The organism is Pseudoxanthomonas sp. 97-1-1 (genome assembly GCF_057773125.1).
In genome coordinates, this window is sequence record NZ_JBYMTJ010000001.1 from 270473 (window position 1) to 294597 (window position 24125).

The 24125-nt window shown below is 67.4% G+C and carries 23 protein-coding genes; 16 read left to right on the plus strand and 7 right to left on the minus strand.

Features of this window, described 5'->3' with window-relative positions; translation table 11 throughout:
- The first annotated feature begins 126 nt into the window (after window positions 1-126).
- The 6 genes from AC3DET_RS01220 (at window position 127) to AC3DET_RS01245 (ending at window position 5331) form a co-directional block, all read left to right on the plus strand.
- The gene (locus AC3DET_RS01220) at window positions 127-1302 is read left to right on the plus strand and encodes a thiolase family protein (RefSeq protein WP_337729975.1); all 1176 of its coding nucleotides are present in this window, start codon (window positions 127-129) and stop codon (window positions 1300-1302) included.
- Between the two features lie 170 nt (window positions 1303-1472).
- Window positions 1473-1817: a hypothetical protein gene (locus tag AC3DET_RS01225; protein WP_142125237.1), complete on the plus strand. Its 345-nt coding sequence runs from the start codon at window positions 1473-1475 to the stop codon at window positions 1815-1817.
- Window positions 1818-1981: 164 nt separating this feature from the next.
- The gene (locus tag AC3DET_RS01230) at window positions 1982-2359 is read left to right on the plus strand and encodes a hypothetical protein (RefSeq protein ID WP_142125236.1); all 378 of its coding nucleotides are present in this window, start codon (window positions 1982-1984) and stop codon (window positions 2357-2359) included.
- A 272-nt stretch (window positions 2360-2631) separates the two neighbouring features.
- Entirely contained in the window at window positions 2632-4239 is a 1608-nt protein-coding gene (locus AC3DET_RS01235) for a carboxyl transferase domain-containing protein (RefSeq protein ID WP_488390470.1), read from the plus strand.
- A 184-nt stretch (window positions 4240-4423) separates the two neighbouring features.
- Window positions 4424-4966 (plus strand): bactofilin family protein, encoded by a 543-nt coding sequence (locus AC3DET_RS01240; RefSeq protein ID WP_488390471.1) that lies wholly within the window; start codon window positions 4424-4426, stop codon window positions 4964-4966.
- Window positions 4963-5331, plus strand: a complete 369-nt coding sequence (locus tag AC3DET_RS01245) for a hypothetical protein (RefSeq protein ID WP_488390472.1) — start codon at window positions 4963-4965, stop codon at window positions 5329-5331. Before AC3DET_RS01240 ends, AC3DET_RS01245 begins: the two co-directional genes overlap by 4 nt.
- 9 nt (window positions 5332-5340) lie before the next feature.
- Here AC3DET_RS01245 and AC3DET_RS01250 read toward each other — a convergent pair whose 3' ends face one another.
- Genes AC3DET_RS01250 through AC3DET_RS01260 form a run of 3 tightly spaced genes read right to left on the minus strand, consistent with a single transcriptional unit; the run spans window position 5341 to window position 7697 of the window.
- The gene (locus AC3DET_RS01250) at window positions 5341-5589 is read right to left on the minus strand and encodes a DUF6587 family protein (protein WP_446537249.1); all 249 of its coding nucleotides are present in this window, start codon (window positions 5587-5589) and stop codon (window positions 5341-5343) included.
- 3 nt (window positions 5590-5592) lie between these two features.
- Window positions 5593-7455: a ferrous iron transporter B gene (gene feoB, locus AC3DET_RS01255; protein WP_488390473.1), complete on the minus strand. Its 1863-nt coding sequence runs from the start codon at window positions 7453-7455 to the stop codon at window positions 5593-5595.
- Complete coding sequence (locus AC3DET_RS01260; RefSeq protein ID WP_337729982.1) at window positions 7452-7697, minus strand: FeoA family protein; 246 nt, start codon at window positions 7695-7697, stop codon at window positions 7452-7454. Before AC3DET_RS01260 ends, feoB begins: the two co-directional genes overlap by 4 nt.
- Before the next feature lie 108 nt (window positions 7698-7805).
- On the opposite strand from AC3DET_RS01260, the gene AC3DET_RS01265 reads away from it, so the two are divergent.
- The 8 genes from AC3DET_RS01265 (at window position 7806) to yeiP (ending at window position 16775) form a co-directional block, all read left to right on the plus strand.
- Window positions 7806-8609 (plus strand): enoyl-CoA hydratase-related protein, encoded by an 804-nt coding sequence (locus AC3DET_RS01265; RefSeq protein WP_488390474.1) that lies wholly within the window; start codon window positions 7806-7808, stop codon window positions 8607-8609.
- 4 nt (window positions 8610-8613) lie between these two features.
- On the plus strand, window positions 8614-9021 hold the full coding sequence (locus AC3DET_RS01270; RefSeq protein ID WP_446537252.1) for a VOC family protein: 408 nt from the start codon (window positions 8614-8616) through the stop codon (window positions 9019-9021).
- Window positions 9021-11012 carry an ATP-binding protein gene (locus AC3DET_RS01275; protein WP_488390475.1) on the plus strand — a complete coding sequence of 664 codons (1992 nt, stop codon included), beginning with the start codon at window positions 9021-9023 and terminating at the stop codon, window positions 11010-11012. The genes AC3DET_RS01270 and AC3DET_RS01275 overlap by 1 nt, the downstream gene beginning before the upstream one ends.
- A 23-nt stretch (window positions 11013-11035) precedes the next feature.
- Window positions 11036-11635, plus strand: coding sequence for a hypothetical protein (locus AC3DET_RS01280; protein ID WP_446537254.1), 600 nt, complete (start codon window positions 11036-11038; stop codon window positions 11633-11635).
- A gap of 20 nt (window positions 11636-11655) precedes the next feature.
- The gene (locus AC3DET_RS01285; RefSeq protein ID WP_337730853.1) at window positions 11656-12555 is read left to right on the plus strand and encodes a hydroxymethylglutaryl-CoA lyase; all 900 of its coding nucleotides are present in this window, start codon (window positions 11656-11658) and stop codon (window positions 12553-12555) included.
- Window positions 12552-15110, plus strand: a complete 2559-nt coding sequence (locus tag AC3DET_RS01290; RefSeq protein ID WP_192200952.1) for a sensor domain-containing protein — start codon at window positions 12552-12554, stop codon at window positions 15108-15110. The genes AC3DET_RS01285 and AC3DET_RS01290 overlap by 4 nt, the downstream gene beginning before the upstream one ends.
- Before the next feature lie 225 nt (window positions 15111-15335).
- Window positions 15336-16106, plus strand: a complete 771-nt coding sequence (locus AC3DET_RS01295) for an SDR family NAD(P)-dependent oxidoreductase (RefSeq protein WP_488390476.1) — start codon at window positions 15336-15338, stop codon at window positions 16104-16106.
- A gap of 102 nt (window positions 16107-16208) precedes the next feature.
- Window positions 16209-16775, plus strand: a complete 567-nt coding sequence (yeiP, locus tag AC3DET_RS01300) for an elongation factor P-like protein YeiP (protein WP_192200950.1) — start codon at window positions 16209-16211, stop codon at window positions 16773-16775.
- Between the two features lie 9 nt (window positions 16776-16784).
- Here the strand turns inward: yeiP and AC3DET_RS01305 are convergent, their stop codons facing one another.
- From AC3DET_RS01305 to AC3DET_RS01315, 3 genes are all read right to left on the minus strand, one after another.
- Window positions 16785-18608 carry a DUF7844 domain-containing protein gene (locus AC3DET_RS01305; protein ID WP_488390477.1) on the minus strand — a complete coding sequence of 608 codons (1824 nt, stop codon included), beginning with the start codon at window positions 18606-18608 and terminating at the stop codon, window positions 16785-16787.
- Window positions 18608-18907: a DUF2388 domain-containing protein gene (locus AC3DET_RS01310; RefSeq protein WP_192200948.1), complete on the minus strand. Its 300-nt coding sequence runs from the start codon at window positions 18905-18907 to the stop codon at window positions 18608-18610. Before AC3DET_RS01310 ends, AC3DET_RS01305 begins: the two co-directional genes overlap by 1 nt.
- 86 nt (window positions 18908-18993) lie before the next feature.
- Window positions 18994-20382: an FAD-binding oxidoreductase gene (locus AC3DET_RS01315; RefSeq protein WP_488390478.1), complete on the minus strand. Its 1389-nt coding sequence runs from the start codon at window positions 20380-20382 to the stop codon at window positions 18994-18996.
- Window positions 20383-20575: 193 nt separating this feature from the next.
- On the opposite strand from AC3DET_RS01315, the gene serA reads away from it, so the two are divergent.
- Window positions 20576-21817: a phosphoglycerate dehydrogenase gene (gene serA, locus AC3DET_RS01320; RefSeq protein ID WP_488390479.1), complete on the plus strand. Its 1242-nt coding sequence runs from the start codon at window positions 20576-20578 to the stop codon at window positions 21815-21817.
- A gap of 30 nt (window positions 21818-21847) precedes the next feature.
- On the opposite strand, the gene AC3DET_RS01325 is transcribed toward serA, so the two are convergent.
- Window positions 21848-22450, minus strand: a complete 603-nt coding sequence (locus tag AC3DET_RS01325; protein ID WP_488390480.1) for an NUDIX hydrolase — start codon at window positions 22448-22450, stop codon at window positions 21848-21850.
- Window positions 22451-22583: 133 nt separating this feature from the next.
- On the opposite strand from AC3DET_RS01325, the gene AC3DET_RS01330 reads away from it, so the two are divergent.
- Window positions 22584-24074 carry an amino acid permease gene (locus tag AC3DET_RS01330; RefSeq protein ID WP_337729995.1) on the plus strand — a complete coding sequence of 497 codons (1491 nt, stop codon included), beginning with the start codon at window positions 22584-22586 and terminating at the stop codon, window positions 24072-24074.
- Window positions 24075-24125: the final 51 nt, after the last annotated feature.

A 24125-nucleotide genomic window follows, 5' to 3' on the forward strand; every position in this document is an offset into this window, starting at 1 on the left:
TCTCCCCCTCCCGCCTCGAGGATACGCCGGTCCGGACCAGGCCGCTGCCCTGTACCAACGGCCGATTTGCCCGCCGTCGGGCCGGGGCGGGATAATCAGCCTCTCACTCCACGCGGGAAGTCTTCCATGTCCGACATCGTCATCGCCGCCGCCAAGCGCACCGCCATCGGTTCGTTCCTCGGCCAGTTCAATGGCGTTCCCTCGCCCACGCTGGGCGCCGCCGCCATCGCCGCCGCGCTGGAGCAGTCGGGCGTCCCGGGTGCCGACGTGTCCGAAGTGATCATGGGCTGCGTGCTGCCCGCCAACCTGGGCCAGGCACCTGCCCGCCAGGCCGCGCGAGCCGCCGGCATACCGGATGCGGCCGGCGCCACCACCATCAACAAGGTCTGCGGTTCGGGCATGAAGGCGATCATGCTGGGGCATGACCTGATCAAGGCCGGTTCGGCCACGGTGGTCATCGCCGGCGGCATGGAATCCATGAGCAACGCCCCGCACCTGATCCCCAACTCGCGCACTGGCAACCGTTACGGCAATTTCCAGGCGGTGGACCACATGGCATGGGATGGCCTGACCAACCCCTACGACGGCCAGGCCATGGGCGTGTTCGCCGAGGCCACCGTCGCCAAGTTCGGTTTCACCCGCGAGGAGCAGGATGCGTATTCCATCGAGTCGGTGACCCGTGCCCAGGCCGCGCAGGCTTCCGGTGCGTTCAACGACGAGATCATTCCGGTCAAGGTCGCCACCCGCAAGGGCGAGGTCGAGGTCAACACCGACGAACAGCCGGGCAAGTCCGACATCGCCAAGATCCCCACCCTGAAACCCGCCTTCAAGAAGGACGGCAGCGTCACCGCCGCCAGTTCGTCCAGCATCTCCGACGGCGCCGCCGCCACCGTGCTGCTCAGCGCCGAGGAAGCCGCGAAGCGTGGCATCCAGCCGCTGGCGAAGATCGTCGGCCATGCGACCTACTCGCAGGCACCGGAGTGGTTCACCACCGCGCCCGTCTCGGCCATCGACAAGCTGCTCAAGCAGGTCGGCTGGACGGTGGAGCAGGTGGACCTGTTCGAGGTCAACGAAGCCTTCGCGGTCGTCGCCATGGCGCCGATCAAGGAGCTCGGCATCCCGCACGCCAAGGTCAACGTCAACGGCGGTGCCTGCGCGCTGGGCCATCCGATCGGTGCCTCCGGCGCCCGTCTGGTGGTGACCCTGGTGCACGCCCTGCGCCAGCGCGGCGGCAAGCGCGGCATCGCCACGCTCTGCATCGGCGGCGGCGAGGCCACCGCGATCGCGATCGAACTCGTCTGATATTTTGCGCAGTCCGGGGGGCGAAGCGGCCGGTTTTCGCCCGTCCCATAAGGTTTAACAACGGATTGACAAAGATAACCGGCCAACCGCTTGACAGCCGTAATGGGCTTGTCATCATGTTGCAGGCGCGCAATTGCGCGTTGCCTAACTAACGACGAGGAAATTCAACGATGACCATGAACAAGGCTCTGATCGCGCTGGCTCTGGGTTTCGCCCTGGCTGCGTGCTCGAACCAGGAACAGGCTGCCGACGCCGCTGCTGACGCCGCTGCGACCGCGACCGAAGCCCAGGCTGCCGCTGACGCCGCCGCTGCTGCTGGCGAAGTGACCGCCGACGCCGCCCAGCAGTCGGCCGACGCCGCTGCCACCGCCGCCGACGCCGCTGCCACCGCCGCGACCGACGCTGCTGCCGCCACCACGACGGAAGCCGCTGACGCTGCTGCCGACGCCGCTGGCCAGGCTGCCGACACGGCCGAAGCCGCGACCGACGCTGCCAAGGAAGCCACCAAGCAGTAATCTGCTGGCGGTTGACTGATTTAGCGTTAAACTGAGAGAGCCGCCAGTTCGCTGGCGGCTTTTTCTGTATCCGGGCCTGGCTTCCCGGTTCGCCCCCCACCGGTGGACGAACGGACCCGCCCTCCCGGCGCCACCTTCCACACCTACCGATTTGGGGATCCACAATGAAGATCAAGAGCACCGTCCTGCTGGTCGCCGCCGTCCTGGCCATGAGCGCCTGCACGAAGAGCGAGACCACCGACGCCGCTGCTGCCGACGCCGCCGCTGCTGCCGACCAGGCTGCCGCTGCTGCCGGTGACGCCGCTTCCGCTGCCGGCGACGCCGCTGCCGCCGCTGGCGACGCTGCGACGGCCGCGACCGCCGACGCCGCTGCTGCCGCGACCGCCGCTGCCTCGGACGCCGCTGCCGCCACCGAAGCTGCCGCTTCCGACGCAACCGCCGCTGCTGCTGGCGCCGTGTCCGACGCCGCCCAGGCGACGGCCGACAAGGCTGCTGAAGTCGCCGACAAGGCCGACGCCAAGGCTGAAGAAGCCAAGCAGTAATCGACTCGCCTCATCGCGAATCGGACAAGGCCCGCGCAAGCGGGCCTTGTTGTTTTGTGGCAGGCCATCCATGGCCGCCACCCTTCGGGCCATCGACACGCGATGTCAAAAACGGCTCCCGGCCGTTTTTTGTGGCAGGCCATCCATGGCCGCCACCCTTCGGGCCATCGACACGCGATGTCGAAAACCGCTCCCAGCCGTTTTTTGCAGTGCGGTTTGGCGCGTGCGGGGCTTTGTGGTCTGATGCCGCCTTTCCTGCTTCGTCGTGCCGCATGCCCGCCATCGCTTCGCAACTCGATCCGCGCTCGCCCGATTTCCTCGCCAACAACGCGTATCACCGCGTACTGGTGCAGGAACTCGACCGCCGTCTGGCGCACGCTGCCGAGGGGGGAGGCGAGAAAGCGCGCAACAAGCACACCGAACGCGGCAAGCTGCTGGCACGGGATCGCATCACCGCCCTGCTCGACCCCGGCTCGCCCTTCCTCGAAATCGCGCCACTGGCCGCCGAGGAGATGTACGACGGCGCGGCACCCGCCGCCGGCATGGTCTGCGGCATCGGCCGCGTGATGGGCAACGAGGTGGTGATCGTCGCCAACGATGCCACGGTCAAGGGCGGCACCTACTTCCCGATGACGGTGAAGAAGCACCTGCGCGCGCAGGAGATCGCGCGCGAGAACCACCTGCCCTGCGTGTACCTGGTGGACTCCGGCGGCGCCTTCCTGCCCCTGCAGGACGAAGTATTCCCCGACCGCGAGCACTTCGGCCGCATCTTCTACAACCAGGCCCGCCTGTCGGCCGAGAACATCCCGCAGGTCGCGGTGGTGATGGGCAGTTGCACTGCGGGCGGCGCCTACGTGCCGGCGATGTGCGACGAATCGGTCATCGTCAAGGAACAGGGCACGATCTTCCTCGGTGGCCCGCCGCTGGTGAAGGCAGCCACCGGCGAAGTGGTCGATGCCGAAGCCCTTGGCGGCGCCGACGTGCACACCAGCGTGTCCGGCGTGGCCGATCATTTCGCCGAGGACGATCGCCACGCGCTGGAGATCGCGCGCGGCATCATCGGGCATCTCAATCGCCGCAAGACCTTGCCCGTCGCGGTGCGCGACACGCGCGAACCGCTGTATCCGGCCGAGGAGTTGTACGGCATCGTGCCCAAGGACACCCGCCGCCCGTTCGACATCCGCGAGGTCATCGCTCGCATCACCGACGGCAGCGAGCTGGACGAGTTCAAGGCCCGCTACGGCAAGACCTTGGTCACCGGCTTCGCGCACCTGCACGGTTACCCGGTGGGCATCATTGCCAACAACGGCATCCTGTTCGGCGAAAGTGCCCTGAAGGGCGCGCACTTCATCGAGTTGTGCAACCAGCGCGGCATCCCGCTGGTGTTCCTGCAGAACATCACGGGCTTCATGGTCGGCCGCAAATACGAGAACGCCGGCATCGCGAAGGACGGAGCGAAGATGGTCACGGCTGTCGCCTGCTCGTCCGTGCCGAAGTTCACCGTGGTCATCGGCGGCAGCTTCGGTGCCGGCAACTACGCCATGTGCGGCCGTGCCTACGGCGCGCGCTTCCTGTGGATGTGGCCGAATGCGCGGATCAGCGTGATGGGCGGCGAACAGGCGGCGAGCGTGCTGGCGACGGTCAAGCGCGACGGCATCGAGGCTGCGGGCAAGTCGTGGAGCCCGGACGAAGAGGACGCCTTCAAGGCGCCGATCCGCGAGCAGTACGAATCGCAGGGCAGCCCGTGGTACGCCACTGCGCGCCTCTGGGATGACGGCATCATCGACCCCGCCGACACGCGCCGGGTGCTGGGGCTGGGCATCTCGGCCTCGCTCAACGCGCCGATCGAACCGGCGAAGTTCGGCGTGTTCCGGATGTAGTGCCAGGTGCGTGCCCGGCCCGCGCCATCTTCATTGTTGTGAGCGCCGCGTGCACAAGCCCGACTCCAGGGTGAACCGCGCCCGCGCCGCATGCGCCACGCCGCCAATCGGCTGTGCAGGTCACAGCGCGCGCGCGGACGGGCGGCGATAGTCCGGAGTCCCTGCCACCCGGAGCATCCCCTGCATGTCCATCTGGAAAGACCAAGGCCCCGCGAAGAAAGAGCCCGGCAACCTGCCGCCGGAACCCACCGCCCTTCCCGTGCGCGACACCGCCACGGCGGCGGAGTTCTCGCCCGCCGTCACCGCACCGCCGGGCACGCGTCCGGTTGAACGCAGCGCTCCCCAGGAGGCCCTGAAGGAATCGCTGATCGCCGCCGACCTGACCATCGAGGGCAAGATCGAAGGCACCGGCCACATTCGCATCGCAGGCCGCTTCAAGGGCGACGTGAACGTGCAGGGCGACCTCACCATCGAAACCGGCGCCAAGCTCAATGGTGGCGTGCGGGCGAAGAAGGTGACCATCGCGGGCGAGCTGGAAGGCAACATCGAGTCCGCCGCACGCGTCGAACTGCTGGCATCGGGCGTACTGATCGGCGACGTGAAGTCAGGATCGCTCACGGTGGCCGCAGGGTCCCGCATGCGCGGCCAGGCCGACTTCGGCTGGGATGAGCCTGCCAAGGGCGGCAAGGGCAAGGACAACGGCACGGAGCCCGGCGCCGCCGCATGAGCCAACCCCGCCCAGGCAGTGCCGGCGCCACCCGCACCTGCCCGCATTGCAAGGCGACGATCCTGGAAAGCGCGGCGGTCTGTCCGGGCTGCCGGCATCACTTGCGCTTCGAACCCGGCGCGGGTGCCCAGGCGGCACCCGCGCTGACACCGCTGCGGATCGAGGGCACGCTGCAGCCACCTGCGGAAGGCGCGGCATGGGAGTACAGCGTGGTGCTGTCGATCCGTAACGATCGTGGGGAGGAAGTCACCCGTCAGGTCGTCGGTGTCGGTGCGATGCAGCCGCACGAGCAGCGCAGCTTCGTGCTGTCGGTGGAGCTCAATCCCGCCACCGGCAAGGTGGCGGGACGGCGCACGCGTCACTGACGCGCAGGCTCATCCCTTCTTGTCGGGCCCGCAACTGTTGCAGCCGCCACAGGACGCATCCGCGCCTGAGGGCGGTGGCGCGATCCAGCGCCCCAGCCGATACCGCCAGCCGACGCTTCCCTGCCGCAAAAGCGGCAACGCCAGCGCGCCTCGCAACCTGCGCAGTGGCCCCGGGAACTGCTTCTTCAGGACGACCCACAGGCTGACCACCACCGCGACGGCGATGATGGCGTATTGCAGGGCGAGCGACGCGTCCATGGCTCAGCCCGCGCCCAGTGCCTTGGCGACCTGGTAAGTCACCAGCGAGGCGAGGTAGGCCAGCGCGAACAGGTAGAACGTGGCAAAGCCCATTTGCTTCCACGAGTTGGTCTCGCGCTTGATCGTGGCGAGGGTCGAGATGCACATCGGCGCGTAGATGAACCACACCAGCAGCGACAGTGCGGTCGCGAGCGACCAGCCGTCGCTGATCACGGGCGTCAACGCCTGGATGGCTGCGTCATCGTCGGCCGCCGACAGGGCATAGATCGTCGCCAGCGAGGCAACTGCCACTTCACGTGCGGCCAAGCCGGGAATCAACGCGATGCATATCTGCCAGTTGAAGCCCAGTGGCGCGAAGAACACCGCCATCGCATGACCGATGCGGCCGGCGAAGCTGTAATCGATCGCGGGACCCATTGCGCCTTCCGGCGGTGCAGGGAAGTTCAGCAGGAACCACAGCAGGATGGTCAGCGCCAGGATGATGCCGCCGACGCGCTTGAGGAAGATCATCGCACGCTCGTACAGGCCGATGAGCAGGTCGCGCGGGTGCGGAATGCGGTAGGAAGGCAGTTCCAGCAACAGCGCGTGCTCGCCCTTGTCGCGGCGCCACTTCTTCATCACCCATGACACCAGCAACGCACTGAGGATGCCTGCTGCGTACAGGCCGAACAGCACCAGGCCCTGCTGGTTGAAGATGCCCACCTTCTCGTTCGGCACGAATGCACCGATCAGCAGTGCGTACACCGGCAGGCGCGCCGAACACGTCATCAGCGGTGCGACCAGGATCGTCGCCAAACGGTCGCGCGGGTCCTGGATGCTGCGCGTGGCCATGATGCCGGGGATGGCGCAGGCGAAGCTCGACAGCAGCGGAATGAAGGAGCGGCCCGACAGGCCGGCCGATGCCATCATGCGGTCCAGCAGGAACGCCGCGCGGGGCAGGTAGCCGCTTTCTTCCAGTGCCAGGATGAAGGCGAACAGGATCAGGATCTGCGGCAGGAACACGACCACACCACCCAGACCGCCGATGATGCCGTCGACCAGCAGGCTGTTGAGCGGCCCTTCGGGAAGCAGGCCGCCCGCCTGTCCGCCCAGCCAGCCCGTGCCCGCTTCGATCATGTCCATCATCGGCGTCGCCCAGGCATACACCGCCTGGAAGATCAGGAACATCACCACGATCAATGCCAGCAGTCCGAACACTGGGTGCAGCAACCAGCGATCCAATGCATCGTCGATCTTCGCCGTCCGCGTGGGCATGGCGACCGCGAGCGACAGCAGGCGACGTGTTTCCGCATGTAGATCGGCGCCTTCCGCCAAGTGCGTGCGTGGCTCGTGCGGCTGTGCGGCGACGGCATCGATGCGCTCGACCAGCGCACGCGCACCGCCATGCTTCACCGCGATGGTTTCGACCACCGGCACGCCGAGTTCGCGCTCCAGCGCCGCCAGGTCGATGGCGATGCCGCGACGCTGCGCGGCATCCATCATGTTGACCGCCAAGATCATCGGCTTGCCCAGCTCGCGCACTTCCAGCGCGAAGCGCAGGTGCAGGCGCAGGTTGGTGGCATCCACCACGCAGACCAGCACATCCGGTGCCGGCTCACCCGGATAGAAGCCGCGACACACATCGCGCGTGACCGCTTCGTCCAGGCTGGCGGCGTGCAGGCTGTAGGCACCCGGCAAATCCAGCACCGCGTAGCTGCGCCCGGACGCCGACGAATGCAGCCGGCCTTCCTTGCGCTCGACGGTGACGCCGGCGTAGTTGGCGACCTTCTGCCGGCTGCCGGTCAACTGGTTGAACAGCGCTGTCTTGCCGCAATTCGGATTGCCGACCAGCGCCAGCCGCAGCGTCGATGCCTCGGCGGCACTCATGATGCGGCTCCGTTGCGCAATCGCACACGGGCCGCTTCGGAGCGGCGCAGCGCGAAGCGCGTGAAACCCACCTGCACCAGCAAAGGCTCCGCACCCAGCGGCCCCTTCGCGACCACTTCGACTTCCTCGCCGTTGACGAAGCCCAGCTCGCGCAGGCGGCGTGCGATGTTGTCCTGCGGCCCGTGGTCTTCCACTGTGTCCACGATGGCGGGGGTACGCGAAGGCAGTTCTGTCAGGATCACGCCAGGCTCTCAAATGCGAACTATTCTCATTGTAGCATCGCCGCAGTGCAGGAAGGCCGCAACGCACTGTGCCGCTATCATTCAGCGACTTTGAAGGGAACGGCAGGCATGGCGGCATCACCGCAGGAACATCCCCTCGTACTGGAACGCGCAGGCGCCGTGGCGCGCATCCGGCTGGACCGCCCCACCCTCCACAACGCGTTCGACGCCGGGCTGATCGCCGCGCTGACCACCACGCTCGAACAGGTCGGCGCTGAATCCGACATTCGCGCCGTCGTGCTGGAAGGCAGCGGCGTCTCGTTCTCCGCCGGCGCGGACCTGAACTGGATGCGTGGCATGGCCACCGCCAGCGAGGAGGCCAACCGCGAGGATGCCCTCGCCCTCGCCCGCCTGATGCGTACGCTGGACGAACTCCCCAAACCCACGATTGCCCGCGTGCATGGCGCGGCCTTCGGCGGCGGCGTGGGCCTGGTGGCCTGCTGCGACATCGCCATCGGCGTGCCCGAGGCGAAGTTCGGCCTGACCGAGAGCAAGCTGGGGTTGTTGCCGGCGGTGATCTCGCCGTATGTCATCGCCGCCATCGGTGCACGGCAGGCGCGGCGATGGTTTGCGACGGCGGAGATCTTCGATGCGTCCACCGCGCTGCAGGTCGGATTGCTGCACCAGGTGGTGCCGGCGGCGCAGCTCGACGAGGCCGTGGCGCGACAGCTCGCCCTGCTGCTGAAGGCGGGACCACACGCTGCGGCAGGTGCGAAGGAGTTGGTCGCACGGGTCGCCGCTTCTTCCGACCGTGGCCGGATGGATGCCGACAATGCGGACCTGATCGCGAAGTTGCGCGTTTCCAGCGAAGGCCAGGAAGGCCTGTCGGCCTTCCTCGACAAGCGCGCACCCGCATGGGCCAACAAGGAGTAGCGACGTGATCGACCACGTGGGATTCGATGTCAGCGACTACGCCCGCAGCCGGGCGTTCTACTCACAGGTACTGGCGCCACTGGGCTATGGCGTGGTGATGGAGGTGACCCGCGAGATGACTGGCAGCTACGAGGGGTGCGGCTTCGGCCCGCCCAGCCGTCCCCACTTCTGGGTAGGCAGCGGCGACGGCAGCGGTACGTCATCGCGTCGCCTGCATGTCGCCTTCACCGCCCAGTCGCGTGCCCAGGTGGATGCCTTCCATGCGGCCGCCCTCGCCGCCGGTGCACGGGACAACGGTGCTCCTGGCCTGCGGCTGCACTACCACCCCAACTACTACGGCGCTTTCGTCATCGACCCGGACGGGAACAACATCGAAGCCGTCTGCCACCTTCCTCCGGATGCCCGACCCTGATGTTCTCCAAGATCCTGATCGCCAACCGCGGCGAGATCGCCTGCCGCGTCATCCGCACCTGCCGCCGGCTGGGCATCCGCACTGTCGCCGTGTACTCGGAAGCCGATGCCGATGCGCAGCACGTGCGCCAGGCCGACGAGGCCTACCCGATCGGCGGCCCGCGGCCCCAGGAGAGCTACTTGCGGGGTGATGCGATCATCGAGGTGGCCAGGAGCAGCGGCGCGCAGGCCATCCACCCCGGCTATGGCTTCCTCTCCGAAAACGCCGACTTCGCCGATGCCGTCGCTGCCGCCGGCATCGTGTTCATCGGTCCCTCCGGCGCCTCCATGCGCAAGATGGGCAGCAAGGCCGGTGCGAAGGACCTGATGGACGCCGCCGGGGTCCCGGTGGTGCCGGGCTACACCGGTGAGGACCAGTCGCCGAACACCCTGTCGCGCGAAGCGGCGCGCATCGGCTTCCCGCTGATGATCAAGGCCGCGCACGGCGGCGGTGGCAAGGGCATGCGTATCGTCCATCGGCTGGAGGATTTCATCGCCCAGCTCGAAAGCTGCCAGCGCGAAGCGACCAACGCCTTCGGCCGCGACCGCGTACTGCTGGAACGCTACGTGCAGTCGCCGCGCCATATCGAGATCCAGGTGTTCGCCGACACGCACGGAAGCACCCTGCACCTCAACGAGCGCGAGTGCTCGGCGCAACGCCGGTACCAGAAAGTGCTGGAGGAATCGCCCTCGCCTTTCCTGACGCCGTCGCTGCGAAATGCGATGGGCGAGGCGGCGGTCCAGGCCGCACAGGCCATCGACTACGTCAACGCCGGCACCGTCGAGTTCATCGTCGATCCCGACGGCCAGTTCTACTTCATGGAGATCAACACGCGACTGCAAGTGGAACATCCTGTCACCGAGTTCGTCACCGGCCAGGACCTGGTGGAGTGGCAGTTGCGTGTCGCCGCCGGCGAACCCTTGCCGCTCGCGCAGGACGCCATCACGCAACACGGGCACGCCATCGAAGTGCGCCTGTATGCCGAGGATCCCGAGGCCGGTTTCCTGCCTGGCTCGGGCCGCCTGGAAAGGCTGGTCCTGCCGGCACCCTCGGCGCAGGTCCGCCTCGACGCGGGCGTGATCGAAGGCGACACGGTGACCATCTTCTACGACCCGATGATCGCCAAGCTGATCGTCTGGGGCGCGGACCGCACCGAGGCCCTCGCAGGGCTGCGCGCCGCGCTGGCCGAGTGCGGGATCGTCGGACCGAAATCGAACATCGGCTTCCTGGAACGACTGGTCCGCCACCCCGCCATCGTCGAAGGTCGCATCGACACCGGCTACCTGGACCGCCATCTGGACGAGTTCATGCCCGCCGTCGGGCTGGATGCCGTGCAGCAGGTCGCTATCGCCGTCGCGGCGCTGCTCCAGCAGGAAGCGGATGCGCGACAGGGTGCCCGCCATTCCAGCGATCCCGGTTCGCCATGGGCCGTCGGCGATGGCTGGCGACTGGGACATGCCGGTGCGCGGCCGCTGGCATTCCAGCATCAGGAGGAGACCTGGGAAGCCTCCGGTCATGGCCATGCCGGTGCCTACCGCATCCGTCTGGCCACCACCACGTATGAGGTGGAAGGCGCAAAGCTGACCGGCGACCTCCTTGGTTTGCGTATCCAGGGAGAGGCGCGGCGATTCCGCGTCCAGCGCCACGGCACGCGCCTGACGCTGCATGATGGGGAACGTCGGGCCACGGTGGAAACGGTGCCGGTCTACCGTCGCGTGGCGGCGGCAGGCATCGAGGCGGGCGGCAGGATCGTCGCACCGATGCCGGGGCGCGTCGTGCTGGTCAAGGCACAGCAGGGGGACACGGTCAAAGCCGGACAGGAGCTGCTCGTGATGGAGGCGATGAAGATGGAACTGGCGGTGAAGGCTCCGCGCGACGGCGTGGTGGCCGAGGTGCGCGCCAGTGCCGGCGACTTCATCGACGCCGACACATTGCTCGTGACGCTGGAGTGAGCCCCTCCATGGCTTTCCCGCGCATGACGACCGCCCTGCTGTTCGCAACATTCGCACTGGCAGGCTGCGTGATGTTCGAGCAGCCACCCGCCCCGCTGACCTGCGATCCCGCGCTGGTGGGCCGGTGGATTCCGCTCGCCGACAGCCCGCAGGACAAGGTGCCGCTGGGCAAGGACGACTACGCCGAAGTGGATGCCCGCTGCCACGTGCGCCTGCGCGACAACAGCCGGACCGACGCGCCGAACTTCGATGCCCTGGGTTTCGAGATAGACGGGCAACGTTACCTGGCGCTCGGCTTCGAGGAGCTGGAGGGACTGTTCGCCACCGGCAAGACGGCGCCCCCGACCCCCAAGGGCATGCCTGCCGGCGCTGTCACGCTGCTGAAATACCGCATCCGCGACGATACCCTGCAGATCGCGATGCTCGACACGGTGGCCATCATGCAGCGGGTGCAGCAGGGCACGTTGAAGGCCCGCGAGACCGATGCCAGCACGTATCTGTTCGAAGGGCGTCCCGAGCAGCTGCGCGACTTGCTGCGCACCCATCCGGACCTGTTCGATGCCTTGGATGGCGGCGGCAAGGCATTGCGCATGCGGCGCGCAAAAGACGCGGTGACGCCATGACCCCCACCGGTCCCCTGCCGATGGCGGATGGCGACTTCGTCAGGATCGTGGAAGTCGGCCCGCGCGATGGCCTGCAGAACGAAAAGGCGCTCGTCTCGACCGCCGACAAGGTGGAATTGATCGACCGTCTGTCCGCCACCGGCCTGCTGAGTATCGAGGCCACCAGTTTCGTCAGCCCGCAGTGGGTTCCCCAACTGGCCGATGCGGCGGACGTCTTCACCGCCATCCGGCGCAGGCCCGGGGTCGCCTACCCCGTGCTGGTGCCGAACGAAAAAGGCTATGACCGCGCACGTGCGGTCGGCGTGGAGGAAGTGGCGGTGTTCACCGCCGCGTCCGAAGCCTTCAACCGCACGAACATCAATGCGTCCATCGATGAATCCATCGAACGCTTCCGCCCCGTGCTCGAGCGCGCGGCCGCCGATGGCGTGAAGGTGCGCGGTTACGTGTCCACCGTCCTGGGCTGCCCGTACCAGGGCGACGTACCGGTCACGGACGTGGTGCGGGTGGCCAGGCAGCTCCATGCGCTGGGCTGCTACGAGATATCGCTGGGCGACACCATCGGCGTGGGCACACCGCGCAAGGCCGCCGGCATGTTGAAGGCGGTCGCAGCGGAACTGCCCATGTCCGCATTGGCCGTGCACTTCCATGACACCTACGGGCAGGCGCTGGCGAACATCCTCGCCTGCCTGGATGAAGGCGTCCGCGTGGTGGACGCCGCCGTCTCCGGTGCAGGCGGTTGCCCTTACGCCAAGGGCGCAAGCGGCAACGTGGCCAGCGAGGACGTGGTCTACCTGCTGCATGGCCAGGGCCTGCGCACGGGGGTGGACCTGGATGCACTGGCCGATACGGGCCGGTGGCTGGCGGCACGCCTCGGCCGCGAGACCGGCAGCCGCGTCGGCAAGGCCCTGGCGGCCGCATGAACACAGGCCCGGCCAGCGACGTCGATGTGGTGGCGCTGGCCGCGGCACTGGAGCGCGCGGCTGCCGTCGAAGGTACCGACAGCGCTACGGCGGACCTGCTGCGGCAAGCTGGCGCGGCGTTGCTGGCCAAGCAGCACGAGGCCGATACGGAGCGCTCGCGCTACCGCAACCTGTTCGATGCCGTGCCCGACCCGGTCAGCATCATCGCCGAGGACGGCACCGTGCTGGACCTCAACAAGGCCGGCATGCTGGCCTACAAGCGTCCGCGCGACGAGATCGTCGGCAACAACATCAACGTGCTGAACCCCGACCTGCCGCGCGATCACCTGGTGCCGGTCTGGGAAACCCTGAATCGCGGCGTGACCTATGTCATCGAGGTCACCAACATGCGCGGCGATGGCACCCGCTTCCCGGTGGAAGTGCACTCGGCCAACATCAACTTCGACGGGCGCAAGAGCATCGTCGCGGTGGCACGCGACATCAGCAGCCGGCGGCTGGCCGAGATGCGCTACCGCGAACTCATGGAGACCCTGGACAAGGGCATCGTGGTGCACAACCGCGAGATGGAAGTGCAGTACTGCAACGGCGCGGCCATGCGCATCTTCGGCATCCGCGAGGACCAGCGCGTCGACCAGGAGCTCGCCCTGGACCGCTGGCATGTCGTCGACGAGCACGGCCGCGAGATGGGCCGCCACGAGTTGCCCGCGCAACGCGCGCTGGACAGCGGCCAGATGGTCGAAAGCGTCCTGCTGGGCCTGTATCACCGCCAGAAGAAACAACTGCTGTGGCTGACCGCCACCTCGGTGCCGCAGTTCGCCCCCGGCGCGAGCGTGCCGGCGCAGGTGACCACGCTTTTCAGCGACGTGACCGAACTCAAGCGCGACAGTGCGCTGTTCGACCGTGCGCAATCGCTCGCGCATATCGGCGGCTGGGAATGGGACATAGGCCGCGACCGGATGTACCTGACCGACGAAGCCCAGCGCATCCTGGGTGCCGCGCGTGCGCTGGTGACGCTGGACGACATGCTGTCGTGCCTGCGCGAAGCGGATCGTCGGCGCCTGCGTGGCGCGCTGGACCTGGTCACCGCCGGTGGCAAGGGCTTCGACCTGGAACTCCAGGGCACGCAGGCCGACGGGCATCCGTTCTGGATCCGCGTGATCGGCGACGCCGAGCCCGGCGACCCGGGTGCGTCGCGCATCACCGGCACCATGCAGGACATCTCGCAGGACAAGCAGGCCGAGGAGATGCTGCGCATCCAGGCGCGCACCGATCCGCTGACCGGGCTGATGAACCGCGATGCCGTGCTGACCGAACTCGGCACGCGGCTGGCCGACCCCGAGCGCGCGCGCGCCGCCGTGCTCTACATCGACCTCGACCGTTTCAAGATGGTCAACGATGTGCTGGGCCACAACGCTGGCGACGAACTGCTGGTGCAGGCTTCGGACCGTATCCGCGGCGCGGTGGGCACCGACGGCATGATCGCCCGCTTCGGCGGCGACGAATTCCTGGTGATCTGCGATGCCGGCGAGAACCCGCACCTGCCGGAACAACTGGCGCACGCCGTACTCGGCGCGTTCGCGGACGCCTTCCGCTTCGGCAAGGACGAGTTCGCCATCACCGCCAGCATCGGACTGGCCATCGCACCCGGCGACGGCCTGCGCCCGCAACAGTTGATCCAGAACGCCGACATCGCGATGTACGACAGCAAGCACCGCGCGCGCAATGGCTGGCAGAGCTTCACCCAGGAACTGGCGCAGCGGCAGCAGGACCGTCTGCAGATCGAGACGCAGCTGCGACGCGCGGTGGACAACGAGGAGTTCCGGCTGGTCTACCAACCGCAGGTGGACCTGCGCAACGGACGCATCATCGCCGGCGAAGCGCTGATCCGCTGGCAGAACCACCAGCTGGGCGAACTGCGCCCGGACGTGTTCATCAGCCATGCGGAGACGACCGGCGACATCGTGCGCATCGGCAGTTGGGTATTGCGCGAAGCATGCCGGCAGGTGGCCGCCTGGCGCGACCAGGGGCTGGGCATCGTGCGCGTGGCGGTCAATGTGTCGTACCGGCAATTCGCCGGTGACGACCTGGCCGATCGCGTGCGGGCGATCCTGACCGAGTTCGACCTGCCCGGCGCAGCGCTGGAGCTGGAGTTCACCGAACGCGTGCTCATCGAGGACGCCCCCGCCACGCTGCGTACCTTCGCCGACCTGCGGCAGCTGGGCGTGGTGCTGACGATCGACGATTTCGGTGAAGGCTACAGCGCGCTCAACTATCTGCGCCGCCTGCCCATCCACGGCCTGAAGCTCAGCCCGCTGTTCACCGAGGGCGTGCCCAGCAACCGGTCCGATGTGGCCGTCTGCCAGGCGGTGTCCGCGATCGCACGCAGCCTGGGACTGGGACTGGTCGCCGAGGGTGTCGAATCCGAGGCGCAGCGCCAGTTCCTGCTCAACCTCGGGGTTCCGGTGGGCCAGGGATTCCTGTTTGCGCCCGGCCTGTCGCCGGACGAATTCGCGCGCCGGCTTGCCGACGCCCCGCTGGAGCGGGTGCACGCCTGAGAGGCGGCAATCCTTGCAGGAGCGACGTGAGTCGCGACCGGGAGCCGTCTGCTCCATCGTCCTCCTTCGCAGGTCCGCAATGAATCGCCATGGTTCGCGCCTCACCAAAGGGCATTGCCCGCCTTGGCTCGCGGTCGCGACTCACGTCGCTCCTACAGCAAGCTCCGGGCTCCCAGGCGCCCACCATCGCGTAAAATGCCGGCTTTTCCGCACCAGGTTCACCGCATGCAGCTTTCCGACACCCGCGCCATCATCACCGGCGGCGTTTCCGGCCTGGGCCTGGCCGTGGCCCGCCACGTGGTCGCCCATGGCGGCAAGGCCGCGCTGTTCGATGTCAACGACGACAAGGGCGCCGCCGCGGTCGCCGAGCTGGGCGAGGCCAACGTCCGCTACTTCCGTACCGACGTGACCGACGAGGCCGGTGTCGCGGCGAACGTGGCGGCAGCGAAGGAATTCCTCGGCGGCTTGAATGCAGCGATCAACTGCGCCGGCATCCTCGGCGCCGGTCGCGTGCTGGGCAAGGAAGCACCGATGCCGCTTTCCACGTTCCAAGGCACGGTGATGGTCAACCTGGTCGGCAGCTTCAACGTGGCCAAGGCCGCCGCCGACGTGATGCAGCACAACGTGCCCAACGCCGACGGCGAACGCGGCGTGATCGTCAACACGGCCAGTGTGGCGGCGTACGAAGGCCAGATCGGCCAGGCGGCGTACTCGGCATCGAAGGGCGGCGTGGTCGCCATGACGCTGCCGATGGCGCGCGAACTGTCCCGCTTCGGCATCCGCGTGATGACCGTGGCGCCCGGCATCTTCTGGACGCCGATGGTCGATGGCATGCCCGAGGCCGTGCAGCAGTCGCTCAGCGCCTCTATCCCCTTCCCGTCCCGCCTCGGCAAGCCCGGGGAGTTCGCCGACCTGGTCGCCTATATCCTGGGCAATACGTATCTCAACGGCGAGACCATCCGGCTGGATGGCGCCGTGCGCCTCGCACCGAAATAGGGCCGTGATTCGTCATTCGCGAGTGGTGATTCGCAAGAGCCGCCTTCCCGAATGATCACGCCGCCCCACCCCATCACCCATCACCAATTACAAATCACCACCATGAAAGCTTTCGACATCAAGAAGGGCAACGTCGTCGAACACAACGGCGGCGTATACCAGATCCGCGACATCGAGCGCAGCTCGCCGCAAGGGCGCGGCGGCAACGTGCGCTTCCGTTTCATCATGTACAGCGTGCCGGGCGGCAACAAGCTGGATGCCAGCTTCGACGCCGACGACAACCTGCCGGAAGTCGAACTGCTGCGCCGGCAGGCGACATTCTCGTACATGGATGGCGATGCGTTCGTCTTCCTCGACGATGAGGACTACACGCCCTACACGCTGGACGCCAACGTCATCGGCGATGACGCCGGCTACATCACCGAAGGCCTCGCCGGCTGCTACGTGCAGGTCATCGACGAACTGCCGGTCGCCCTGCAGCTTCCGCAGCACGTGACGCTGGAAGTGGTGGAAACGCCGCCGGAACTGAAGGGCGGCACCGCGACCAAGCGCCCCAAGCCGGCCAAGCTCAACACCGGCATCGAGATCATGGTGCCGGAGTACATCACCAACGGCGAGCGCATCCTCGTCAACACGACGACCGGCGAGTTCGGCGGTCGCGCCGACTGAGGTCTTCGGTCACGACGCGCCTGCCGCATCCAGTGCGCGCAGGCGCGCGCCGATCGTTTTCAGGTTTGCCTCGATGCCCTGCAGGACCTCGCGCCGGTCGGCAGGCAGCCAGCGCTCCAGTTCGCCACGAAGCACACCATCCTGCTCACGCAAGCGCGCCACGCGGGCTCCTGCTTCCTCCACAACGCGCGCGCGCTCATCGGCCTGCGGAAGTCCGTAGCCCTCCGGCAGCAGTTCCGAGGGGCGACTGGCGAAACCGGTATCGCCCAGCCACGTGCGCAAGGCCTGCAGCGCCCGCGCGACATCGGCGGGCGCATTGCGGCCCAGGTAGCGTCGCTTCAGTTCGTCGCGCAACAGCAGTTGCTGGCGACGGAGCGCCGCATTCTCCAGCACCAGCAGCGCCGCGCTCGCACGCAGGTCGGCCCGTGGCAGCCAGATGGCGCGCTCCGCAGGCGACAGCGCCAGCCAGGCGTGCAGGTCCTGCTGCGGCAGCGCGAGCGCCTCGCGCGCCACGGCGAACAGCGCGTCGTAGTGCGCGCTCATCGGCTCGAAGTAGTAACCGAGTCGTCGCGCCTGCCCTGCGTCGTCGAGCACGCGGGTATCGGCGATGCCACGACGCTCCAGCTTCTTCAGCAGTCCGGTGGGCGTGATGCTGGCGAGCGGCTCCCCGGCCAGTCGTGGCACGCCGGCGTGCAGCAGCTTCCAGGTCTCCACCGCACAGTTGTTGCTGATGAAGTAGTAGCGCCCGTCGTAGCTCCAGTGAAGCTGCGCGGCCCGCTCGACCATGGACGCGATTTCACCCTGCTCCAGTTGCAGGGGAATGGACTGCAGGCCGCGTAGTTCCACCCGGGTGTACTCCTCGATCACCTGGTCCAGCGGCAACAGGAACAGGCGCGACGGGTACGAGCCGGTCAGGCCGCGCCACCCTGAGATCTGCACGTCGCCCACGAACGCGCGGAACGACAGCACGCGGTGATGGGCCAGGTCGAAGCGGCAGTCGGGCCCCGGTGCGCGACCGGGCGCGCAGACCACCAGCCGCAGCATGCTGTGGCCCCAGCGACTCATCGCCTGCGTGTTGCCTTCCGCCAGCAGATAGTCGACCGCGTAGATGCGCGCCGGGTCCAGCGCGAGCAGCGAGGCAGCGCCCGCTTCGGCATCCACGTCCAGGAAAGGCAACCCGGGCGCGCACGCCTCCGGCTTCGCCAGCACCTGGAAGTGCGCCGCGAAATGGCGGTGCAACGCCGGGCGCCGGCAGCCGTAGGCCGGGTCGAGTACGAAATGCTCGAGGTTCACCGCCACGAATTCGGAAGGACGCTCCCGCTCGTACGGATCGGGCGTCCGCGCGACGAAATCGTTGCGCGAACGGCGCCCCGCGATGGCAAACACGCTGCGCTGCCATCCCGCGAGATCGCGCAGGCCCGGATCGCGCGACAGCACATCGCGTCGTGCACGATCGTAACTGTGCGCAAGTTCGTGCACCAGCGCATGACGGACGGCGCGCAACGAAGCATCGTCCGCAGGCACGCCATCGCGCGCCTGCCATGCCTGCAGCAGATGGCGCGGCAGCAGGATGCGATCACCGACCCGTCGGCCGGCGACATGCGCCGGAAGATCGTCGCGCCATTGCAGGACGAGATCGGGCGGCAGCCCATCGCGCCATGCCTGCGGCAGGCGCGGCAGGACATCGTCGAGCAGCGCCTGCGTCGCGACGATGTCATCCGAGCCGAGGCCCGTCGGATCGATGTCGAGCGCGGCCGCCGTGACGGCCGGCCCCAGCCATGCCCATGCGAGCAGCGCGACGAAGCGCCGGCCGCGGGGCCGACGCGGTGGCATCAGCGGGCCAGGATGGCCTGCGCCAGCTGCATGTCGCTGGCCTTGCGAGCGGCTTCATCCTTCTCGCGCAGGTGACGCAGCGCGGCTTCCAGTTGGGCGCCACGGATACGGCCGTCGCTGGCGACGAAGCTGGCGGCGTCCTCGCGCGCCTGCACGACGATCTTGTCGTCGCCGGATGAGCTGTCGGACGAGGCGGACGAGCCGGCGGATGACGCACCGGCCGAACTGCCGGCGAAGCTGCCGGCCAGTGCCGGGACGGAGAACGCCAGCAGGACGCCAGCCAGGAGAATTCGGGACATGGACACTTCCAGGGAATGAACGGACACCGCGCGCATCGCGGCGCGCCAAGACTACCTGCAATCAGCGATGGCCGGATGAATCCGCGTCACGCGTCGAACAGCTTGCCCGGGTTCATCAGGCCATTCGGATCCAGCACGCGCTTGATGCCGCGCATCACCGCGATCTCGTCGGCGCTGCGCGTGCTTTCCAGATAGCCCTTCTTCACCAGGCCGATGCCGTGTTCGGCGGAAATGCTGCCGTGGTGGTGGCGCAGCGAGTCGGCCAGCAGCTTGGTGACCTGCTCGCACTGGGTGACGAACTCCGCGTTCTCCATACCGTCGGGCTTCAGCACGTTGATATGCAGGTTGCCGTCACCGATATGGCCGAACCACACCACTTCGAAGTGCGGGTACGCCTCGCCCAGCAACGCCTGCGTCTCGGCAAGGAACGCCGGCATGGCGGAAATGCGCACGGACACGTCGTTCTTGTACGGCACATAGCGCGCCAACGCCTCGGTGATGCCCTCGCGCAGGCGCCACAGCTGCGCGGCCTGGGCATCGGACTGGCTGATCACGCCATCGCTGACCCAGCCCTGCTCCATGCAGGCCTCGAAGGCCGCCATTGCCGCAGCTTCCCTCGCCTCGTCGCCGATCGCGAACTCGGTGACCACGTAGTACGGATGGATTTCCTCGAACGGCTTCTGTGCGCCATGCGCCAGCACACGGTGCAGCGCGCGGTCGGTGAAGAATTCGAAGGCCTCCAGCTGAAGGCGCTCGCGGAACGCGGCGAACACCTGCATCAGCACATCGAACGATGGCAGTGCCAGCAGCATGACATTGGTCGGCGGCGGCGGATCGGTCAGCCTCACGGTGGCTTCCACCACGATGCCCAACGTCCCTTCCGAGCCGATCCAGAGATGGCGCAGGTCGTAGCCGCTGGAGTTCTTGATCAGCGCCTTGTTGAGCTCCAGCACGTCGCCGGCACCGGTGACGACTTTCAGACCGGCGATCCATTCGCGCGTGTTGCCGTAGCGGATCACCCGGATGCCGCCGGCGTTGGTGGCGATGTTGCCGCCGATGGCGCAGGAACCGCGTGCTGCGAAATCGACCGGATAGACCAGTCCGTGCTCACGCGCCGCGTTATGTACGGCCTCCAGCGGCATACCGGCCTGCACGGTCAGCGTGCGGTCCACGGCATTGAAGTCGAGCGCCTGGTTCATGCGCTCAAGGCTCAGCACCAGTTCGCCATTCGCGGCCACGGCGCCACCGGACAGGCCGGTGCGCCCGCCCGAGGGCACCACGGCCACGTGATGCTCGTTCGCCCAACGCACGACGGCCTGCACTTCCTCGACCGTGGCGGGCAATGCGATCGCCAGCGGTGCCGGTGTCCAGCGCCGGGTCCAGTCGCGGCCGTAGTGCTCGAGATCGGCAGGATCGGTCTTCAGGCGCAGCGCCGGGACGGCGTGCAGCAGGGCTTCCAGGCGCGGATCGCTCATTGCGGAGGGCAGGCTTTCGGGGGCGCCCAGCGTGCCAGCGATGCTGCGCTGCGTCCAGCGAGCGATGCGCTTGGTTGCAAGGGCAACAAAGCCTGGAAAACGGCAACCGAGCTTTCCATTCCGCGCCGCACCATCGACGGCGTGCATCTGGCATAGTGACGCCCCTTCCCCCTCCGCTGCGACCTTTCCGGCAATGTCGATCAAGAAGACCTCGTACCCGAAGCAGGACATCCGCGTGCTGTTGCTGGAAGGGGTCAGCCAGACCGCCGTGGAGACGTTCCGCGCGGCGGGCTATACGCAGATCGAATACCACGAGAAGTCGCTGCCGGAAGACGAGCTGAAGCGCCGCATCGCCGAGGCGCACATCGTCGGCATCCGCTCGCGCAGCCACCTGACCGACGATGTGCTGTCGCAGGCACGCCGGCTGATCGCGGTGGGCTGCTTCTGCATCGGCACCAACCAGGTGGACCTGGACGCGGCGGAACTGGCCGGCATTCCGGTCTTCAACGCCCCGTATTCCAATACCCGCAGCGTGGCGGAACTGGTGGTCGCCCAGGCCATCCTGCTGATGCGTGGCATCCCCCAGAAGAACGCCGAATGCCACCGGGGCGGCTGGAGCAAGTCCGCTGCCGGCAGTCATGAGGTGCGTGGCAAGACCCTGGGCATCATCGGCTACGGCCATATCGGCACCCAGGTGGGCGTGCTGGCCGAGTCGCTGGGCATGCAGGTGCTCTTCCACGACATCGAGACCAAGCTGTCGCTGGGCAACGCTCGCGCCGCCGTCAGCCTGGACGACCTGCTGGAACTCAGCGACGTGGTCACGCTGCACGTGCCGGAGACGGCCGCGACGAAAGACATGTTCGGCGCGGCGCAGATCGCCCGGATGAAGCCCGGCGCACACCTGATCAACGCCTCGCGCGGCACCGTGGTGGACATCGATGCACTGGCGGAAGCACTGACGTCCGGCAAGGTCGGCGGTGCCGCGGTGGACGTGTTCCCGGTGGAACCCAAGGGCAATGCGGATGCCTTCGAGTCGCCGTTGCGCGGGTTGGACAACGTGATCCTGACCCCGCATGTCGGTGGCAGCACGCTGGAGGCGCAGGACAACATCGGCGTGGAAGTGGCGGCCAAGCTGGTGCGCTACAGCGACAACGGCAGCACGCTGTCGGCGGTGAACTTCCCCGAAGTCACCCTGCCCGGCCACGAGGGCAGCCGACGCATCCTGCATATCCATCGCAACGTGCCGGGCGTGCTGTCGCAGATCAACGACATCTTCCGCGACCGCGGCATCAACATCGACGGTCAGTTCCTGCGTACCGATCCGAAAGTCGGCTACGTGGTCATCGACGTGACTGCCGATGAAGAACAGACGGCCAGCCTGCGCGACGCGATGGCGGCGATCGACGGCACGCTGCGGGTGCGCGTCCTGTATTGATATCCGCAGTGCGGTGGGCCAAGGCCCACCCTACGCCGTGTTGCGCGCCAGCCACTTGCGGGCCATGCGGCTGAGGGATTCATCCGGCTCGGCGGCAATCGGTCCTATATCGCGCCAGGCCAGGTCGAGCGACTCCTCGCTGACCACGTAGTCCTCGCCGCCGTTGGCACGCACCACATAACGTATGTCGTAGTGCCAGTGGCCCGGCACGTCCTTGCGTTCGGGTATCCAGTGGCGGTCCAGATCGAAGATGCCGCCTTCCACGGACAGATCGGACAGGCCGGATTCCTCCTCGGCTTCCTTCAGCGCCACGCGCGCCATGTCCTCGTCACCATCGGCATGGCCTCCCAGCTGCAGCCACCGGCCCAGCTTGCGGTGGTGGGTCAGCAACGTGCGCCGGCCATCGGCACTGACCAGCCAGGCGCCACCCGTGAGGTGTCCTTCCAGTCGCTCGCGGAGCAGCGGGTTGGCCGGATCGTCCAGCAGCTCGAGAAACTGGGCGACCACCGCCTGTTCGTCGGGCCAGCGGTGTCCGTAATCGGCCAGATGTGCGCGAAGGGCAGTGTAAGCGACTGACACGGCGTGTTTTTTCCTTGCGGACAGGTCGGTGGTGTCGTGATTATCGCCCGGCATGCTGCAACCGCGCTTGTGATCCCCCGCCCGCTTTGGCAAGGTACGGCCTTCCGTGGGGCGCCTTCCCCATGACAGTTGCCACCGCCTGGCGGGTCTTTCCGCCGGCATCCAGTCTTGCAAGGGGACGCTGCGAATGCTCAAAGCTCTGTTCAGGGTCAAGCCGGTTGCACCGGCGGGACATATCGATGCCGGTGAACCTTTCGAAGGCAGCCTGGATGGCGAAAGCAGTCTGAAGCGAACCCTGACCGCCAAACACCTCGTGCTGCTGGGCGTGGGCGCGGTCATCGGTGCGGGCATCTTCGTGCTGACCGGCCAGGCCGCGGCCAACCACGCCGGCCCCGCGATCATGTTGAGCTTCGTGATTGCCGGCTTCGCCTGCGCCATGGCCGGCCTCTGCTACGCCGAGTTCGCCTCGATGATGCCGGTGTCCGGCAGCGCGTATTCGTACTCCTACGCCACCCTGGGCGAGGCCGTGGCCTGGTTCATCGGCTGGTGCCTGGTGCTGGAATACCTGTTCGCATCGTCCACCGTCGCGGTGGGCTGGTCTGGCTACCTGGTGAGCTTCCTCACCGGCACGCTGGGCGTGCCGTTCCCCGAGCAGTTGGCGACAGCACCGATCACGTGGGCCGATGGCGGATTCGTCGCCACCGCGGGCATCATCAACCTGCCTGCGGTGCTGATCGTCGCTGCGGTCAGCGGCCTGTGCTATGTCGGCATCACCCAGTCGGCCTTCGTCAACTCGATCATCGTCGCGATCAAGGTGGTCGTGATTGCGGCCTTCCTCGGCTTTGGCATCCAGTACGTCGATCCGGCGAACTGGACCCCCTTCATTCCCGAGAACACCGGCCCCGGCCAGTTCGGCATGGATGGCGTGTTCCGCGCGGCGACCATCGTGTTCTTCGCTTACATCGGCTTCGACGCGGTCTCCACGGCCGCAGGCGAGGCCAAGAACCCGCAGCGCGACATGCCCAAGGGCATCCTCGGCTCGCTGGCCATCTGCACCGTCATCTACATCGCCGTCTGTGCGGTGCTGACCGGCATGACCCACTACACGCTGCTGGGCACCGCCAAGCCGGTGGCCACGGCGCTGGAAGAGGTCCTCAAGGCCGATCCCGGCGCCAGCGTGGGCTGGCTCAAGACCGCGGTGGAAATCGGCGCCATTGCGGGCCTGTCGTCGGTGATCCTGGTCATGCTGATGGCACAGCCACGCATTTTCTACAGCATGGCCAAGGACGGGCTGATGCCGAAGATCTTCGGCAAGGTGCATCCGAAGTTCCATACGCCCTATGTCGGCACGATCATCGTCGGCGTGCTGGCCTGCCTGCTCGCGGGCTTCATGCCGCTCAGCGTGCTCGGCGAACTGGTATCGATGGGGACGCTGCTGGCCTTCGCCACGGTGTGCCTCGGCGTGCTGGTGCTGCGCTTCACCCGTCCTGACCTCAACCGGCCGTTCCGCGTGCCGATGTTCTGGCTGATCTGCCCGGTGGGCGTGCTCGCCTGCCTGTTCCTGTTCCTGCAGTCGTTCATGGAGCACTGGCAGATCTTCGTGGCCTGGACCGTGCTGGGCCAGCTGATCTACTTCGCGTACGGCTTCCGGAACAGCAAACTCAGGCAGAAGGCCTGATCCTCTTCAAGGCCGGCGGGCGCACCGCCGGCCTTTTTGGTTGCCCTCATC